We start from the raw sequence: 16,170 nt of genomic DNA on the forward strand, positions 1-16,170 counted from the left end.
CGGCGTGGCGCGGGAGGGGTCAGGCGACGCGCTCGCCGGTCTCCGGGTGGAACAGGTGCAGCTCCTCGGCGTCGCGGACGGTGACGGTGACGGTCTGCGCCAGGGCGGGCGGTGTGCGGCCGTCGACGCGCATGACCAGGCGGTCGGCGGAGTCGGAGCCCTCGATGGTGCCGTGGACCAGCGCGTCGGCGCCCAGCTCCTCGACCAGCTCGACCACCAGGCCGAAGCCGCCCGCGGTGCCGGTGGGGGCCAGGGCCAGCGACTCGGGGCGGACGCCGACGGTGACGGTGTCCAGGTTCGCGCCGCGGACCGCGGTGTTGAGCTCGCGGGGCAGGGCGATGTCCAGGCCGCCGAGGCGGACGCCCTCGGCGGTGACCGGGGCGGCCTGCAGGTTCATGGCGGGGGAGCCGATGAACCCGGCGACGAAGGCGTTGGCGGGCCGGTCGTAGAGGGCGCGGGGGGTGTCGCACTGCTGGAGCAGGCCGTCCTTGAGCACCGCGACCCGGTGCCCCATCGTCATCGCCTCGACCTGGTCGTGGGTGACGTAGATCGTGGTCGTGCCCAACCGCCGCTGCAGGGCGGCGATGTTGGCGCGGGTCTCCACCCGCAGCTTCGCATCGAGGTTCGACAGCGGCTCGTCCATGAGGAACACCGCCGGGTCGCGCACGATGGCCCGGCCCATCGCCACCCGCTGCCGCTGACCACCCGAGAGCGCCTTGGGCTTGCGGTCGAGGTACTTGGTGAGGTCGAGCAGGCGGGCGGCCTCCTGGACCTTCTGGTCGATCTCGGACTTGGGCAGCTTCTGCAGCTTGAGCGCGAAGCCCATGTTCTGCGCGACCGTCATGTGCGGGTAGAGCGCGTACGACTGGAACACCATCGCGATGTCGCGCCCCTTGGGCGGGACGTTGGTGACGTCGCGGTCACCGATGCGGATCGCGCCCTCGTTGACGTCCTCCAGGCCCGCCAGCATCCGCAGCGCGGTCGACTTGCCCGACCCCGAGGGCCCCACGAGCACGAGGAACTCGCCGTCCTCGACCTCCAGGTCCAGCCCGTCCACCGCGCGCACCGGCGGCGACCCGGGGTAGACCCTCGACGCTGCCTCATAACGGACCTCGGCCACGTTGCCTCGCCTCCAAGTGATAAGCGCCACCCGCATCCAACGCCGGCCGCGAGCCCACAGGATGCCCCAGGTCACACCTCATCCACCAGAGCCGCCCGCGCCTGCCCGGGCGCAAACGGGCACCCGCTGTGCCCGGGGCGGGCAGCCGCCCGCCCGGACCCGGCCCAACCGCGCACAACCCGGTCACCCGCCGGGGCCGAAACGGGCACGGGACCGGGTGCCGGGGGCGTGCGCAACCCGGTTGTGGGGATGCGCTAGTCTTCTCAGCACAGAGCGACGGGCCCCCGTAGCTCAGGGGATAGAGCACCGCCCTCCGGAGGCGGGAGCGCAGGTTCGAATCCTGCCGGGGGCACTTGTCACGCGAAGCCCGCCAGCTGCACCGCAGCTGGCGGGCTTCGCGCATTTCAGCCTCAGGCGCGGTGGCAGATCAGCTCGACCAGAGGTAGACTGAATCAATACGGGGAAGACTGATTCAAGACTTGGGGGGACCATGACTGCGGAGCTAGGAGGGCTCGTCGACCGCGCGCGTAGGGCGGCGGGACTGAGCCAACGCGATCTGGCCGCGGCAGCCGGGATATCTCAGTCGACCTTGTCGAGGATCATCTCGGGAGACCGCGAGGCAAAGGTGCCTGAAGTAGTTGCCTTGGCACTCGCGACTGGCCACACCGTGGCCCAGTTGACTGGGAACACAGCAGTGGCTGATCGCGTGCAGTGCGCGGCAAGGTCGACCAGCAACTCGGCCATGGAGCAATTGCGTGGATCTCTGCTGCACTTCTTGCAGCTCAACGATTATCTGGACGACCAAGCGATCCCCGCCACGATCTGATGACAAGAGAAGAAGAAGGACGCGCCGCAGCGACAAGGTTCCGCCATGAGCACAACCTGGGCGTCCTGCCCTTGGGCGATCTCATCGCATTAGTCGAGTTGACGACGGGCGTCGATGTCGCCGTGCTCGATACCGATCCCGATGAGCACGGCCTGACAATGCGCGATCCTGCCAGCGGCGCTGTCTTCATCGGGGTGGCCCGCACCACGCACCCGATGCGGCAGAGGAGCACGCTCGCGCATGAATTGGCGCACGTCCTGTTCGAGGACTGGACAGAATGGAGCGATCGGAGCCGAGATCGCAGCCTTGAAGAAGTGCGGGCGGACGCCTTCGCTCGTCATTTGCTAATTCCAGTGGAAGGTGTTGTCACGATCGTCGCGGGCAGGACCGCCACCGACGAAGCTGTGCTGTCTGAGGTAGTCCAGCGTTTCCTGGTGTCACCGCAACTGGCGGCGATCGCCCTTCACCAAGCAGGGCAGATTGACTTCGCGACCAAGCAACGATGGATGGCCGTGACTACCCCTCAGTTGGCCATTCGCTTCGGATGGATCGATCAATACCGCTCACTCCAGGAACTGTCGAACAAGCGCCGCGCGCCTCAACGTCTGCTGGCACGCGCCATCCGAGGCTATGCCGAGGGCATCCTACCCGCGCAGGCTATCGCGACCCTGTTGGAGGTTCCCGTCGCGCAGGTTGAGACCGACCTCCACGACGCGGGCATCGTGCCGGTCATCCCGCCTGCGACGTGGACCGGGGCAGCCGAGCTGGAGACCCCCCAGGTCGATATGGCCGCCTTGGATGTCGATCTGGGCGGCCCCTGCGAACCTGAGAGCACAGCCCCTCAGAAAGACTCGGGATGACAGAGCGTCCGATAATCGACGCGGGACCCGGCCTGAACTTCCTTTCCATCGGAAAGGAGCGACTTCTCATCGAGGTTCTAGGGCCTCTCAGCACCCCAGAGACCGTCCGAGATGAGATGATGCGCAAAGCAGAGCGCGACTCCCGATTCCAGCGTGTCGGTGCAACGTTGCCGAAGTTGGTCCCGAGGTGGCTCGAAGTGCTCTCAGACAACCGGACGTCAGAACTCGACGCAGTGGTGAGCCGGATGACGCAAGTACCTATGGAGACGCGGCAACGCAACTCCAAGGACTTGGGCGAAACGATGGTAGTCGCGCACGCGGTGGTGGCGGCTGAAGCAGGCAAGGAAGTGACAGTGTTGATGGACGACGGTCAGGGAATAAAGATGGCCGTCCTCGAGATTCGACGTATTGAGCGTCTGCGCGCAGGAGGCCGACCGGTTGGGAACGTCCGACTGGTCAAGACAGAAACGGTCCTCCAGCGAGCAGCAGGCGGTCCGCACATCCCGGATCGGGGCGCGATGCGCTCGATCTACACCCAGAAGCGCGGGCTGGACGACGGCCTGCCGCCGATCGACAGCACATATCTCCTGTCCCCGGCCACGTGGTCGACTCGAGTGACTTCTGAGTAGTTCACCGCCCTCCGGAGGCGGGAGCGCAGGTTCGAATCCTGCCGGGGGCACCACCAGACCAGGTCGACCACCCACCACGGGTGGTCGACCTGGTCTTTGTGCTGTCCGGGGGCCGCCGGGACGGGCCGGGTGGGCGGTGTTGGGCAATCACAGACCTGCCCGTGAACACAACTGTTCGAGCGTCCCGTGCCCGTTCGGTGGTCACGGGCTCCAGCGCACGTCGAGCGCGGTTCGAGCGATCTTCGAGCGGGTGCGCCTGCCGCCGGGGCTCGTGGGGGTGAGCGGGCGGGCACGTGGTGGACAGGGATTCCTCCCGCGGGCGGGTCAGGCGGCCTGCCAGTGGCGCAGGTGCGCGCTCGCGGACCAGGTGGAGATGGCGTCCAGGTCCGGGGCGGGTGGGAGGGGGCTGGTGGGCAGGGCTGCTTCGACCTCCTGCTGGACGTGGGTGATCTCGGCGAGGACCTCGGACTTGTCGGGGACGTCGCCGCGCTTGACGGCGAGGACCCGGGTGCGTTCGGGGTGGGGCATGGGGAGGGTGAGCGTGCCGGTGGTGACCAGTTCGCGGCCCTGGTAGGCGAGGCGGAGAGCGTGGGAGGCGTACTTGACGTCGTAGCCGTGGGCGGCGACGAGTTCGGGTCGGTGGGGGACGTCGCGCTTGCTGGTGCCGAGCAGGCGTTCGCGTTGGGCGTTCATGTAGCCGAGGAAGCGGTGGACGGCTTCGCGGGACAGCAGGCGCGGGCCCAGCGCGCGCAGCTCGTCGCCCAGCGGGGTGGTGGTGATGACGGACTCCGCGGGGGCGAACAGGGGTAGGAGCGCGGTGGGGTTGCCCCGGACCGCCAAGCGCAGGTACTTGCGCAGGGAGTACAGGATCAGGTCGGTGTCGCCGGGGCCGGAGCGGGCGCCTTCGGGCTGGGTGCGGAAGACGTAGTGCTCCAACGGCTTGTCGACGCCCAGGGCGGTGGGGGCCGGTTCGACGAACACGCCCATCTCGTCGTGGTCGTCGGTGCCGGGGATCGCGATGCCGTGCACACCGGAACCGACGACGGTGCGCAGGATCTCCCCGCTCATCGCATGAGCGCGGTTGCCGTACTCGGTGTGTGGGTTCGCTGCCATGGCGGGGATGGTGGCACGGGGGCGCCGATCCGCGCTCGCGGTTATCCACAGCGAGGGTGCGACCGCGGACCGGTCGCGCCCTCGTCGAGTGCCGGGGGTCAGCAGATGCTGTCGGTGCGGACCGGGTTGGTGAGGCCGAACAGCGGGCGCAGCTTGAGGCCGATCCACGTGCCGCCCAGGGCGAACACGGCCCACAGCCAGCCGTGCAGGCTGCCGACGGAGACGCCGCCGAGGTAGGCGCCGATGTTGCAGCCACCGGCCAGGCGGGCGCCGATTCCCATGAGGACACCGCCGAGGACGGCCGCCACCGCGGTGCGCCAGGGGATCGAGCTGTGCAGCTTCCACGCGCCCGCCAGGGAGGCCGCGACCGCCGCGCCGATCATGATGCCGATGTCGGTCAGGGAGTTCTTGTCCGCCCAGATGGACCCGGCGAGCTGCTTGGCGTTGGCGGGCTGCTGCCAGAAGGTCCAGTTCTCCGGGTGCAGGCCGACCAGCTGCAGCACCTTCGCACCCCACAGCGCGAACGCCGAGGTGACGCCCCAGATCCCGCCGGAGACCAGGAACACCGCGCCCGCCAGCACCCCCAGCACGACCGCGCCGACCAGCAGCGGCCACGAGCCGCGCACCACGCGGGCAAGGCCGTGGGCGGTGGGCACCACGCCCACCGGCGGGGGGTTGCGGCGCTTCTGCACCCAGCGGGTCGCCAGCACGATCGCCGCCAGCACCGCGATCGTGATCGCCCACGAGCCGAACCAGCCCACGTGCTGCGACAGCAGCACACCCGGCAGCGACGGCCACCCGGTGAACACCGGCGACGCCGCGGTGTAGACGACCGACCCGGCGATGAAGCCGAACAGGGTGAACACGATCGTCGACTGCCCCGACCCCACCGCGAACAGGGTGCCCGACGCGCAGGACCCGCCCAGCTGCATGCCGATCGCGAACAGCACCGCGCCCACCAGCAGCGCCAGCCCCAGCGGCGACGCCGTCGGGGCGGGCTTCGAGCCGAACAGGCCCGCGCCGGTCGCGCAGATCAGCGCGACCAGGGTGGCGGCGGTGCCCAGCAGCAGCGAGTGCGCGCGCACGCCCTCGGCGTTGCCCACCGCGACCAGCTGCCGCCACGCCGAGGTGAACCCGAAGCGGGAGTGGAACAGCGCCACGCCCAGGCCCAGGCCGAGCAGGAGCAGCACGCCGAACTTGGGGCCGTGCGCCGCCCAGACGTAGGCGGTCAGGCCCGCGGCGAGCAGGGCGGAGACGGCGAGGGGGACGGTCTTGACGGGTTCCTCGGGCGGGGCGGTGGGGGCGGCGCAGGAGGTGGGGAAGAATCTCTCGTCCGAGGTCTGGTCGGCGGTGGTGGACATGGGGGACTCCATGGGGGGTGCTTGCTTGTGCGGGTGGGGTTCCTGCTTGCTCAGGTTCTAAGCAGAGCAAAAGAAGCGGGATTTTGTTGGCGTGCCCGGGTGGGTGGTTCTGCTTGACAGGGGCCCCTGCGGCGATCACGTGCTCGGGGTGGGGAAAAGGTGAGGCCTGCGGCCCCACCCCCCGGCCGTGGGTAGCACATGATCGCCTTCCCCTGTCAAGCACAACCACCCACCCGGGCAGACCCGTAGCCGGGCCGCCGAATCCGTTGTGCGCCCGTTCTTTGGGGAGCGAGTTGGTGCGGTGGCTGGGTGCTCAGGTTGAGCAGCGTGAGGGGGGCCGCCCGGCCCCGTGGGGGGTCGGGCGGCCCGGGGGTGCGGGGGGTTACTGGGGGAGGATGTAGGTGGGGGCCCGGACGATGGACTGGATGAGGCCGAAGACCGGGATGCCCAGGGGGGCGAAGGTGTAGATGTCGTTGAGCTGGCTGGTGTCGGGCTGGTCGACGATCACCGGGTCGGCGGTGGCGGTGGTGGCGAGGCCGGTGAGGGTGGTGGCCGCGAGGGTCGCGGCGATGAGGCCTCGGGTGATGGTGGTGCGCATGGTGGTTCCTCCTGTGGGGGTGGGTCAGCCGCCGATGAAGCGGATGAGGCCGAAGACGGGGGCGAGGGCGCCCGGGACGAGGGTGGTGGGGGCGAGCAGGCCGCCGAGGTCCACGCCGGGGAGGACCCAGATGGCGGGGGTGTCCTGGGTGGTCACGGGGGCGGTGGTCTCGGCGGTGGTGTCGGCGGCGGCGATGCCTGCCGCGCCGGTGGTGAGGGCGGCGGTGGCGATTCCCGCCACGAGCGCGCGCGAGAGGGTCTTCACGGTTGTTCTCCTTGTGGTGTCAGCTTGAGTGCGGGCTAGGTGTTCCTGAAGAGGTGCGCGTCAGCCCGGTTGTCCTTGTGCCGGGTCGCCTGGGGCGGTGCAGGCGGCCGTGGTGGCAGGTGGGGAACGATGCCGGGCGGGGACGCGGGGTGGGTGGCGGGTTCGTGGAACACGCGCTACAGCAGGACTCCGCTGACCGGGACGATGGTGGCCTTGCCGACCCACTGGCCGGGGAGGTCCTCGGACATGGGCATGCCGGGGGCGTGGGGTTCGCCCGGGGCCATGGACATGACGGTGACCTGGGCCGCCGCGTAGATGCGGGGTTTGCCGTCCACGTCGGACACCCGGTCGCCCAGCCAGGCGCGGAGGCCTTCGAGGGTGGGGCTCTCGCCGCCGAAGGCGTTGCCCACGGCGATGGCGTAGGTGACCGGCTGGGTCTCCCTGGGGTCGAAGCGCAGCGGGGCGTTGACCGAGGTCACCGAGGTGACCAGCGGGGTGTTGACCAGCCACGGGGCCACGTACAGCCCGTACTGGTACACCGGCGCCTCGCTCTGCTGCGTGCGCGCCACGTTCAGCGCGCCCGCCGCGGACTCCCAGCCGCCCACCACGACGAGGGCGTTGTCCTCGCCACCGGCGGTGTCCACCCGCAGGCCCTGGGCGGTGGCCTCGTCCTGCACGACCTGCGCCGCGCGGGAGCCGCGGGGGGAGGTGTCCGAGCGCAGGACCACGCCTGCCGCCCCCCTGGCCTTGAGGAACCCGACCAGCTTGCGCAGCGCTTCGTCGTCCTGGGGCGACAGGGCGTCGCCCGGGCAGGCGGTGAGGGTGTCGCGCCTGCCCGCCACCAGCGAGCCCAGGGCGGCGCTGGCGCACTCCGGGCCGTCGGGGCCGGTGGCCCGCAGGTCGACCAGGTCGGTGCCGGTGTCCAGGTCCACCCGGTCGGTGTCGCCGCCGCGGGTGACGGTCAGGTCCGACCGGCCCTGCGGCAGCTCCACCTCCGCCCAGGTGCCCTCCGCGCCCGCCCGGGGCACCGCGGGCACCTCCGCGCCACCGGCGACCGCGACGGTGAGGTCGCGGCCCGCCGACGCCGGGAAGTGCACCAGGTTGGTGCCCGGGCGGTTCGGGGTGACCAGGGTCGGCACCAGGGTGTCGCCCACGGCCAGGTCCACCAGCACCGGCACGCCCGGGGTGGGCAGCGCGGGCGGCACCGGGACCGCGGCGATCGCGGTCCAGGCGACGAACCCGGCGGCCACCCCGACCGCGCCCCAGCGGCGGGCGGTGCCCGCGCGGACCACGGCCAGCGCGGTGACCAGCAGCGGCAGCGCGACCGCCGCCACCAGCACCAGGCCGAGCGCGCTGCCCACGACCCTGCGGTCGAAGGCCAGCCCGGAGGACACCAGCCGCACCGCGCCCACGACGGCGAGGGCGCCGCCGAGGGTCACGGTGAGCTGGTCGGCCCTGGGGGCCCGGCGCTGGTCGGCGGGCACCAGGGCGGTGACCGCCGCCAGGCCGAGCCAGGCGGTCGACGCGGCCACGTAGACCGTGTCCAGTGCGAAGTCCACCCCGGAGCGCCCCGCGGTGGTCTCGACCACCAGCAGCAGGCCCAGCGCCACCGCGGCCCAGCGGGCCGCGACCGGTCGGGCGAGCAGCGCGGGCACCGCCGCGACGAGCAGCACGTGCCCGAGCGCGCCGAGCCAGTGCACGTCCGCCGCCGCCACCGAGACCACCGCGAGGGCCGCCGAGACCGCCGAGGCGGCGGACGCGACGAGCACCAACCGCCCGGGCAGGGCGGTCAGCTGCGGGCGCAGCAGGCCGATCCCCGCGACGACGGCGCCGGTGAGCAGCAGGACCAGGCGCAGGACCAGCGGCAGCAGCGCGGTGTCCACGCCGCCGGTGGCCAGACCACCGTGAGGGTGCTCCATGGGGTGTCCCTACTTCAGGTCCGCGTCGGCGACGACGAAGATCTCCGAGTGCGGCTTGGCGTTGCCGAACGGGCCGTGCGGCCACGACTGCCGGTTGAAGTTGATGCCGACCTGGCCGGAGAACTCGTCCTTGAAGGTGGTGTCGACGCTGACCTTGCCGTCGGCGCCCAGCTTGAGCATGTTCACCTTGTGGTCGCCGTCGAGGCCGGAGCGGGCCACGAAGTAGTTCGACACCGCGATGCGCTGCGGGGTGGTCGTCTCGTGGTAGTAGCCGTCCTCACCGAGGGCGAAGTTGTCGTAGGCGCCCCAGTGCGGACCCGCGGCGGGCTGGCCCGGGTTGATCGGCGCGGCACCCGCGACGGTCGGGCAGTCCTCCTCGGCGCCGCCGTTCTGCGCCTCGGCCAGGGTGTCGATGCGGCACTTGAAGTCCGTGCCCGCCGCCAGCAGCTTCTGGATGTCGAGCACGTAGACCCCACCGGTGGAGCCCGGGTCGTTGGGGCCCAGCGCGCCCTTACCGCGGCCGGTGATGGCCCGGTACAGGTACTTGTCGTCGGGGCTGGTCTGGATCCAGCCGCCGTTGGAGCCCGCGCCGTTGCTGTCGTTGCCCGCGTAGATGTCCTGCGCGGCGGCACCGTCGTCGAACACCTCGTACCAGTGCGGCTCGGCCGCGGTGATGTCCGGGGTGTAGTGCACCGCGCCGCCCTGCATGGTCTGGGCGAAGGCGCCCTTGTGGCCGGGCAGGTTGGTCACGGTGGTCTCCATGACCGCGCGGGACTCGTTGTGCAGCGGGTCGGCCGCGTTGGCGCGCGGGCCGTCCTGCAGGTAGGACACCGCGCGCAGCTTGGGGTTGTTGCGGTCGGAGATGTCCCAGGTGCGCACGGTCGGGCGGCGCAGGTACGGCGACGGCTGCTTGACCGGGTCGAGGATGATGTTCCTCGGCTCGGCGTAGTCGCTGGTGACCAGCGTGTTCAGGTCCTCGCGGGCCTGGATGCCGTGCGGGTTGGCGCAGGTCGGCGCGCCCAGCTGCGGCAGGTTCGCGCACAGCTTGGGGTCGTCGCCCTGCGGGGTGGCCGCGGAGGTCTGGCTGAGCACCTTGCCGGTCTGGTCGAACCGGATGACCGCGCCGGGGCTGCCCGCGAAGCCGTTGGAGATCGCGGTCTGCCCGTTGGCGTAGACGTACGGGCCGGGGGCGACCGGGCCGCCCATGTAGGTGCCGTACGCGGTGCCGTCCTTGAGCGTCCAGTACGCGTCGGGCACCGAGCCGCCGAGGGTGTTGGTGGGCAGGCTGACGCCCTTGAGCTTGAGCTCGGGCAGCGCGCTCACGTCGAAGGCGTAGGTGGCCGCGGCGAAGAGCGCACCGGCGTAGATGGTGTCGCCCTTGTGCCACACGTACTGCATGTGGTGCGGCTCGTTCTCCACCAGCGGGCCGACGGTGGCGGTGTTGACCACGTGGCCGTAGGTGGGCGAGCCCTCGGTGGCGTCGATGACGGCCAGGAAGTCCGGGCCGGGCAGCGCGTTGGTGATCTTCGACAGGCCGCCGGTCAGCGAACCGGGCAGGTTCTTGAGGTCCTTGACCAGGGTGTCGGCGATGTTCTCGTCGCCAGCCCAGACCAGCAGCCACTCCTTGCGCTTGCCCTCCGCCGCGGCGGTGCGGTTCGCGGCGTCGCCGACGAGGTGGTTGGTGACCCAGTAGGACTTGCCGTCCGCGGCCACCTTCGAGTCGGTCGTGGTCTGCACGTCGGCGTAGGCGGCGCTGTTCTCACCGGTGTAGGTCAGCGCGCCGACGGCGAGGATCCCGGCCAGGGCACCGGAAAGCCTCCTCTGCCAGCGCTGCTTCTTCGTGGACATGACAACTCCGTCATTCGGTGCGGACCGGCGCCCGGGTTCGGGCGCGCGGTGTCCCCCGACCCGCTCAGGGCACGCGTCGGGAGCCCGCGCGGCGTCGCCGCGCGGGAATCTGGTGCGGTGCCGGCCTACCCGCCGGCTGGTGTGGTGTGGACGTCCTCAGTGGACGGGATCAGAGCGCGCTGGACTGCTGGCAGAGGTCCACGTGCAACCGTGCGACCAGGGCGAGGGAGTAGCGCATGCCGAGGAGGATGCGCGACCGGCCCGAAAGGCCGCAATCGGGTGCCAAAGTCTGAGACGAGCCTGAGAAAGAGTCACCGTACGCCGTTTGGAGCAGCGAAGTGGGACGAACAGGCGGCCGTTCGGGTGAGGAAATCACCGAACGTGATGATCTGAACCGGTCCACCCCGGGCGCGAGCGGTCCCGGGCGCCCGTGCGGCCGCACGGGACGCGGTTCCCGGCCGGACGTGTGATCACTGCTACCGTAACCACCGCGGAGTTGGCTCGTTGCAAGGACTTTCCGAATCGCATTCAGGATACCGGAGGGCAGCGGTGGGTGCACCGAGGACGACCGAAGTGGCCGGTGGCGTGCACTTCGTCGAGGGCGAGCACGTGAACTGGACCCTGCTGGTCGAGGGCGGCGCGCTGACCCTGGTCGACAGCGGCTACCCGGGCGACTTCCCGGCGCTGCGCGAGTCGGTCGAGCGGTTGGGCTTCCGGCTGGGCGACATCGCGGCGGTGCTGCTCACCCACGCGCACGTGGACCACATCGGCGGGCTGCCCGCGCTGCTGTCGGAGGTCTCGGCGCCGGTCTACGCCACCGCGCCCGAGGCCGCGCACGCCCGGCGGGAGTTCCTGCAGCAGGCGACCCCGTGGGACATCGTGTCGAACGCGTGGCGGCCCGGCTTCCTGCCGTGGACGCTCTACCTGCTGCGCGCCGGGGCGCTCAAGCCGGTCAAGGTGCCCAGCGCACAGGAGTTCCCCACCCCCCTCGACGTGCCCGGCTCCCCGGTGCCCGTGCCGACCCCCGGGCACACCAGCGGGCACTGCGCCTACCACCTGCCCGGCAGCGGCGCGGTGATCACCGGCGACACCCTGGTGACCGCGCACCCGACCTCCCGGGTGGACGGCCCGCAGCTGCTGCGCCCGTTCTTCAGCCACGACCAGGCCGCGACGGTGGCGGCGCTGGACACCCTGGCCGGGCTGGACGCGTCGGTGATCCTGCCGGGCCACGGACCCGTGGTGCGGCAACCCATCGCGGACGCCGCCCAGCACGCCAGGAACCTGCTCTAGGGCCACCACACCCGCAGGAACTCCGAGGCGGCGGCCCGCACGGCCGCGGGGTCGGTGTGCGTCCAGCGGCGGGCGAAGGCGGCGACCCGGTCGTGGTCGACCACGTGGCCCAGCGGCGGTTCCGGGGCCGGGCCCTCGGTGCGCAGGGCGAACTCCCCCGGGTCCAGGCGCGCGTGGTCGGCGCGCACGGCCGGGTCCGCCGAGCGGCGCACGGCCGCGGCGAGCAGGTCGTGGTCACCGACCTCGGCCAGGGCGCCGATGACGAGCCACAGGCACGCCTCCCGCTCCTGGTCGGTCACCGGTTCGCGCGCCTCGGACTCGGCCAGCAGCGCGATGTCGCGGCCCGCGGCCGGGGTCGAGCGGGCCGCGACCCCGGCGATGGCCGCGGCCCGGGTGCGCCGGTCGACGACCCGGCGCGCGGCGGCGAGGGCGTCCACCGGCCGGGTCCCCGCCTCGGACAGCGCCAGCAGCACGTCGTCGCGGGCGCGGCTCTCGGCGGTGGTGGCCAGGCCGCGCACGGCGGTGGCGCCCAGGCGGTCGGCGACCTCGGCGGCGCCGAGCTCCCTGGCCCGGCGGGCGGCGGCCACGGCGAGCGACGCGGCGCCGAGCGGGTGGGTGCGGGGGATGCGGATGGCGGCCAGCTCCCCCGGCGCGGTCGCGGTCGCCAGCGCCCAGCGCACGCGGTCGGTGGGCGCGAGCCGGGCGGCCTCGGCGCGCACCTGCTCGGGGTCGGCGCCCGCGAGGTCGAACGCGGCCACGCGCGGGACCGGGCCCACGACGGCCGCGGCGAGGCGCTGGGCCACCGGGCCGGGGCCGACGGCGCGGATCAGGTCGAGCCGGGGCGCGTCGGCGGCCGTGCGCGGCGGGCCGATCACGTCCTCGGCCACGCGCACGGCGTCGTCGGTGTCGTCGGCGGCGTCGCCCAGCGCGACCCACGCCCGCACCAGCTCGACGGCCACGTCCACCTCGGTCGCCTCCTTGCGCAGCGCGGTCAGCCGGTCCCGGTCGCCCGCCCGGCCCGCGAGGACGGCGCGGGCGGGTGCCGAGTCGTCGCGGGGGAAGGACGCCACCAGCTCGCCCAGCCGGTCCGGGTCGAACGGCTCGGCGCGGCGGACCACCTCGGCCAGCGCCGTGCGCACCTCGCCCACCACCCCGTGCAGCAGGGACGCGGCGCGGGTCAGGTGCCCCCACCCCGCCCACACCGCGGGGAGGGTGGTGGGGACCCGGGGGGCGCGGCCGAGCAGGCGGTCCTGGTGGATCGCCAACCGGGCGAGGGCGGCGGTGTCGTCGGGGATGAGCGCGGCCAGCTCCGCGATCTCCTGCAACGCGCGGGAATCGCTGCCCGTCACGGCGAGGGTCGCGTCGTGGCGGCGGTGGTCGGTCGCCAGCTCCAGCAGGCGTGGCACGTCCCGCTCCGCCAGCAGGACGCGGAAGTAGCCGCCGAGCAGGTACTCCGGGGTGGTGGGCGGCCACCCGAGCGCGCGGTACTGCTCGGCCCAGGCGTGCAGGGCCTCGCGGTGCCGGGCAGGCGGGAGGGTCCGCTCCGCCTCCCGCTGGAGCTCGGCGTGGGCGAGCAGCAGAACCCGGCGCCCGGGGTGCCAGCCGCTGCGGCGCTGGACGACACCGGGCAGGGCGGCCGCCCCGTCAACCTCCAGCAGGTCGGCCACGTCGTCGGCGGTGAGCCCGCGCGCGGTCGCGAGCAGGCCGAGCACGTCGTGCGCGCTGTCGGGCAGCCCGTCCAGGGTGGCCGCCGGGGACGGGGCGAGGTCGACCACCTCGGCCGAGCGCAGCGGGTGGTCTGGGGGGACGTCGACGGGCACCTGCCAGCCGGGGGTTGCGCAGGTCAGGACGTGCCCGCCCGCCGGGAGCAGGGCGGCGATGCTGCCGCCCTGGCCGCTGTCCTCGTCGAGGCCGTCGACCACCAGCACCAGCCCGTCGCCCGCCTCGGCCAGCAGCCCGCGCAGGTGCGCCTCGCGCAGGGCCGTGGTGGGCAGCGGGGGGAGCGGCTGGTCGAGCAGGTCGGCCAGCTGCTCCAGCACCTCCTCGACGAAGGCGGCCCGGTGGTCCTGCTCGGCCAGGCCGCGGGTGACCAGGAACGCCACGACCCGGGTGCCCTCGGGCGGGTGCAGGGCGAACCAGGACAGCAGCGCCGTCCCGCCCGCCCCCGCCGGTGCCCGCAGGTGCCGGTGGGCGGGGGCGCCCGCGGCGAAGGCGGCGAGGTCGCCCAGCTCGTCCTCGCGCCCGCGCAGGACGCCGGGGGCGGTGTCGCGCAGGGCGTCCCGGTAGCGGTCGGCCATGCGCCCAGTCTGCCCCTCAGCGGCGGTGCGCGGACACCGCGTAGTCGCCGCCGTCGAACGGGTCGCGCGACCAGGTGGCGAACCGCTCCACCAGGTCCAGGCCCGCCGCGGCGCAGTGGGCGTCGTAATCGGCCGCCGAGTAGCCGCGGTCGAGGGAGAAGCCCGCGATGAGCGCGCCGCCGGGCGCGACGTGCCTGGCCACCCCCGCCACCAGCGCCGCCTCGGTGCCCGGCGGGGTGAACAGCGGGACGTTGCCCGCCATCACCACCACGTCGAACACCCGGCCCAGGTCCAGGGTGGTGAGGTCGGCGTGGTGCCAGGTCAGGTGCGGGGCGAGGCGGGCGGCGGTGGCGAGCATGGACCGGTCCACGTCCACCCCCACCACCTCGACCCCGTGCCGCGCCAGCTCGATGCCCACCCGCCCGGTGCCGCACCCCGCGTCGAGCACCGACGCGGGGGCGAAGGCCCGGACGAAGGCGGCCTCGCCGTGGACGTCGCGGCCCTGGGCGGCCAGGGCGTCGAAGCGGGACTGGTAGTCCTCGCCGTTCCAGCTCATGCCCGTCACGGTGCCACAGGTGCCGGGCGGCGGCTCAGGCCCAGATGCCGTCGAGCCAGGCGTTCCACGCCTTCGCCACGGCCTCGCCGTCGACCTCGGCGAACACGTGGTGGGCCGCGGCGACGGGCATGCCCCAGGGCTCGCGGCCGTAGAAGCGCAGCAGCGAGTCCGCGGTGCGGATGCCGGTGAACTGGCCGTGCAGGTAGTCGACCTCGCCGGTGATGGTCGGCAGGCCGGGGATGTCCAGCTCCACGCGGTCGCCCACCGCGGTGTCGGCGGTGAGGCCCAGGGCCGCGCGCAGCTCGTCCACCCCGCCCGGGTGCTGGGAGGCCTCGGTGCCGGGGGCGTCGACGTAGGTGACCGGCCTGCCCGCGAAGTGCTGGAGGTACTGGCCGAGGGAGTGCAGGTAGAAGTCGGTGTGCTTGCTCGCCCCGTCGAACTGGCTGTCCCAGTCGTCGGTGAACACGCCGCTGTGGACGTAGCGGACGACGGTGGTGCCGCCGTCACGCGCCTCGATGATGTGCTCCAGGGAGTTGAACCAGCCCTCCTCCGGGTCGCCCACCACGGTGTGCAGGTGCTTGCCGGGCTCCCAGGCCACGGCGCGGGCGCCGGACTCGTCGGGGGTGCCGTCGGCCGGGGGCACGGTGACGGGGAACAGCCAGCCCGCCAGCCCGTCGGTGACGGCGGCGAACACGTCCTCGGGGGTGGCGTCGACGACGATCTCGCGCTCGATGCGGAACTGCTTGCCGGTCATGTCAGTTCTCCTGCTCGGGGTTGCTGTTCTCGGGGTGGGTCGGGAAGTCGCGGGTGATGGCGGGGTGCAGGCCCGCGAAGAAGCGGTGCTTGCGCCCGCCGGGGGCGTCGGCGCTGTGGTAGCGGCGGACGAGGTCCGCCACGGCCGCTTGCAGCTCGGTGGCGAAGGCGGCGCGGTCGGCGGCGGAGGCGAAGGTGACCTCCGCGTCGGCGGCGTAGGTGGCCAGCGGCTTGCCCGCCGCGTTGGCCCCGGCGATGAGCCGCCCCACCTCCCGCACGGTGCGGGCGGCCAGGGCCACCAACCACCGCGCGGACAGCTGGTCCGGCCTGCGCCGCGGGTCCGGGGCGACGGCGGCCAGCGCCGCCGGGGAAATCACGAACTCGGCGGCGGTGGCCCGCATGACCCGCTCGACGACGTTGCCCCGGCGGCGCTCCTCGGCCAGCTCCACCAGGCCGTGCCGCTCCAGGGCGCGCAGGTGGTAGTTGACCTTCTGCCGGGGCAGGCCGACCACCGCGGCCAGCGCGGCCGCCGAGCCGGGCTCGACCAGCGCGGCCAGCAGCCTGGCCCGCACCGGGTCCAGCGCCACCTCGGCCGCCGCCGGGTCCTCGATCACCGCCACCTCGTCCATGGCCCAACCCTCCCACCGACAACATTTCTTGTCAAGACAGTTTTTCTGTTCGGTGTGCCGGATGCCCTAGACTCCGCTGACCTGGGCATCCGCTGTCCGCCACACCC

Annotated in this window: 15 protein-coding genes and 2 tRNA genes; 6 read left to right on the forward strand and 11 right to left on the reverse strand. The window is 72.8% G+C overall.

Annotated features, from left to right (window positions below):
- Positions 1-19 precede the first annotated feature (19 nt).
- Positions 20-1,120, reverse strand: coding sequence for an ABC transporter ATP-binding protein (locus BJP25_RS22090; RefSeq protein ID WP_075976920.1), 1,101 nt, complete (start codon positions 1,118-1,120; stop codon positions 20-22).
- Positions 1,121-1,400: 280 nt separating this feature from the next.
- Between BJP25_RS22090 and BJP25_RS22095 the strand changes: the two genes are divergently transcribed.
- The 5 genes from BJP25_RS22095 (at position 1,401) to BJP25_RS22115 (ending at position 3,488) form a co-directional block, all read left to right on the forward strand.
- Positions 1,401-1,472: transfer RNA gene (locus tag BJP25_RS22095), tRNA-Arg, on the forward strand.
- Between the two features lie 138 nt (positions 1,473-1,610).
- Positions 1,611-1,946, forward strand: a complete 336-nt coding sequence (locus tag BJP25_RS22100; RefSeq protein WP_075976921.1) for a helix-turn-helix domain-containing protein — start codon at positions 1,611-1,613, stop codon at positions 1,944-1,946.
- Positions 1,832-2,806 (forward strand): ImmA/IrrE family metallo-endopeptidase, encoded by a 975-nt coding sequence (locus BJP25_RS22105; RefSeq protein WP_233158205.1) that lies wholly within the window; start codon positions 1,832-1,834, stop codon positions 2,804-2,806. Before BJP25_RS22100 ends, BJP25_RS22105 begins: the two co-directional genes overlap by 115 nt.
- Positions 2,803-3,435 carry a PIN domain-containing protein gene (locus BJP25_RS22110; RefSeq protein WP_075976923.1) on the forward strand — a complete coding sequence of 211 codons (633 nt, stop codon included), beginning with the start codon at positions 2,803-2,805 and terminating at the stop codon, positions 3,433-3,435. Before BJP25_RS22105 ends, BJP25_RS22110 begins: the two co-directional genes overlap by 4 nt.
- Positions 3,403-3,488: transfer RNA gene (locus BJP25_RS22115), tRNA-Ser, on the forward strand. The genes BJP25_RS22110 and BJP25_RS22115 overlap by 33 nt, the downstream gene beginning before the upstream one ends.
- Positions 3,489-3,759: 271 nt before the next feature.
- On the opposite strand, the gene BJP25_RS22120 is transcribed toward BJP25_RS22115, so the two are convergent.
- The 6 genes from BJP25_RS22120 to BJP25_RS22145 form a co-directional block, all read right to left on the reverse strand.
- Positions 3,760-4,548, reverse strand: a complete 789-nt coding sequence (locus BJP25_RS22120) for a nucleotidyltransferase domain-containing protein (protein ID WP_084794349.1) — start codon at positions 4,546-4,548, stop codon at positions 3,760-3,762.
- A gap of 98 nt (positions 4,549-4,646) precedes the next feature.
- Positions 4,647-5,909, reverse strand: coding sequence for a YeeE/YedE family protein (locus BJP25_RS22125; protein WP_075976925.1), 1,263 nt, complete (start codon positions 5,907-5,909; stop codon positions 4,647-4,649).
- Positions 5,910-6,291: 382 nt separating this feature from the next.
- Positions 6,292-6,507 (reverse strand): hypothetical protein, encoded by a 216-nt coding sequence (locus tag BJP25_RS22130; protein ID WP_075976926.1) that lies wholly within the window; start codon positions 6,505-6,507, stop codon positions 6,292-6,294.
- A gap of 24 nt (positions 6,508-6,531) precedes the next feature.
- The gene (locus BJP25_RS33595) at positions 6,532-6,771 is read right to left on the reverse strand and encodes a hypothetical protein (protein WP_075976927.1); all 240 of its coding nucleotides are present in this window, start codon (positions 6,769-6,771) and stop codon (positions 6,532-6,534) included.
- Positions 6,772-6,947: 176 nt separating this feature from the next.
- On the reverse strand, positions 6,948-8,690 hold the full coding sequence (locus BJP25_RS22140; protein WP_075976928.1) for a hypothetical protein: 1,743 nt from the start codon (positions 8,688-8,690) through the stop codon (positions 6,948-6,950).
- Positions 8,691-8,699: 9 nt separating this feature from the next.
- Positions 8,700-10,538 (reverse strand): selenium-binding family protein, encoded by a 1,839-nt coding sequence (locus BJP25_RS22145; RefSeq protein WP_233158206.1) that lies wholly within the window; start codon positions 10,536-10,538, stop codon positions 8,700-8,702.
- Positions 10,539-11,111: 573 nt separating this feature from the next.
- Here BJP25_RS22145 and BJP25_RS22150 point away from each other — a divergent pair.
- A complete protein-coding gene (locus tag BJP25_RS22150; protein WP_198943581.1) occupies positions 11,112-11,828 on the forward strand; it encodes an MBL fold metallo-hydrolase in 717 nt (238 codons plus the stop codon).
- Here the strand turns inward: BJP25_RS22150 and BJP25_RS22155 are convergent.
- The 4 genes from BJP25_RS22155 to BJP25_RS22170 are packed head-to-tail and all read right to left on the reverse strand — an operon-like array spanning position 11,825 to position 16,063.
- The gene (locus tag BJP25_RS22155; RefSeq protein ID WP_075976930.1) at positions 11,825-14,125 is read right to left on the reverse strand and encodes a hypothetical protein; all 2,301 of its coding nucleotides are present in this window, start codon (positions 14,123-14,125) and stop codon (positions 11,825-11,827) included. The two genes, BJP25_RS22150 and BJP25_RS22155, sit on opposite strands and share 4 nt — an antisense overlap.
- A 16-nt stretch (positions 14,126-14,141) precedes the next feature.
- Positions 14,142-14,681 carry a class I SAM-dependent methyltransferase gene (locus tag BJP25_RS22160; protein ID WP_075976931.1) on the reverse strand — a complete coding sequence of 180 codons (540 nt, stop codon included), beginning with the start codon at positions 14,679-14,681 and terminating at the stop codon, positions 14,142-14,144.
- A gap of 34 nt (positions 14,682-14,715) precedes the next feature.
- Positions 14,716-15,435, reverse strand: coding sequence for an SRPBCC family protein (locus BJP25_RS22165; protein ID WP_075976932.1), 720 nt, complete (start codon positions 15,433-15,435; stop codon positions 14,716-14,718).
- Position 15,436: 1 nt separating this feature from the next.
- Positions 15,437-16,063, reverse strand: coding sequence for an ArsR/SmtB family transcription factor (locus tag BJP25_RS22170; protein WP_075976933.1), 627 nt, complete (start codon positions 16,061-16,063; stop codon positions 15,437-15,439).
- Positions 16,064-16,170: the final 107 nt, after the last annotated feature.

Source organism: Actinokineospora bangkokensis, from assembly GCF_001940455.1.
Taxonomy (GTDB): Bacteria; Actinomycetota; Actinomycetes; order Mycobacteriales; family Pseudonocardiaceae; genus Actinokineospora; species Actinokineospora bangkokensis.

Excerpts from the sequence above, each read along its gene's own strand:
- BJP25_RS22100 (WP_075976921.1), top strand. The coding sequence starts at position 1,611 with ATGACTGCGGAGCTAGGAGGGCTCGTCGACCGCGCGCGTAGGGCGGCG.
- BJP25_RS22110 (WP_075976923.1), top strand. The coding sequence starts at position 2,803 with ATGACAGAGCGTCCGATAATCGACGCGGGACCCGGCCTGAACTTCCTT.
- BJP25_RS22120 (WP_084794349.1), bottom strand. The coding sequence starts at position 4,548 with ATGGCAGCGAACCCACACACCGAGTACGGCAACCGCGCTCATGCGATG.
- BJP25_RS22125 (WP_075976925.1), bottom strand. The coding sequence starts at position 5,909 with ATGTCCACCACCGCCGACCAGACCTCGGACGAGAGATTCTTCCCCACC.
- BJP25_RS22130 (WP_075976926.1), bottom strand. The coding sequence starts at position 6,507 with ATGCGCACCACCATCACCCGAGGCCTCATCGCCGCGACCCTCGCGGCC.
- BJP25_RS22140 (WP_075976928.1), bottom strand. The coding sequence starts at position 8,690 with ATGGAGCACCCTCACGGTGGTCTGGCCACCGGCGGCGTGGACACCGCG.
- BJP25_RS22145 (WP_233158206.1), bottom strand. The coding sequence starts at position 10,538 with ATGTCCACGAAGAAGCAGCGCTGGCAGAGGAGGCTTTCCGGTGCCCTG.
- BJP25_RS22155 (WP_075976930.1), bottom strand. The coding sequence starts at position 14,125 with ATGGCCGACCGCTACCGGGACGCCCTGCGCGACACCGCCCCCGGCGTC.
- BJP25_RS22160 (WP_075976931.1), bottom strand. The coding sequence starts at position 14,681 with ATGAGCTGGAACGGCGAGGACTACCAGTCCCGCTTCGACGCCCTGGCC.
- BJP25_RS22165 (WP_075976932.1), bottom strand. The coding sequence starts at position 15,435 with ATGACCGGCAAGCAGTTCCGCATCGAGCGCGAGATCGTCGTCGACGCC.
- BJP25_RS22170 (WP_075976933.1), bottom strand. The coding sequence starts at position 16,063 with ATGGACGAGGTGGCGGTGATCGAGGACCCGGCGGCGGCCGAGGTGGCG.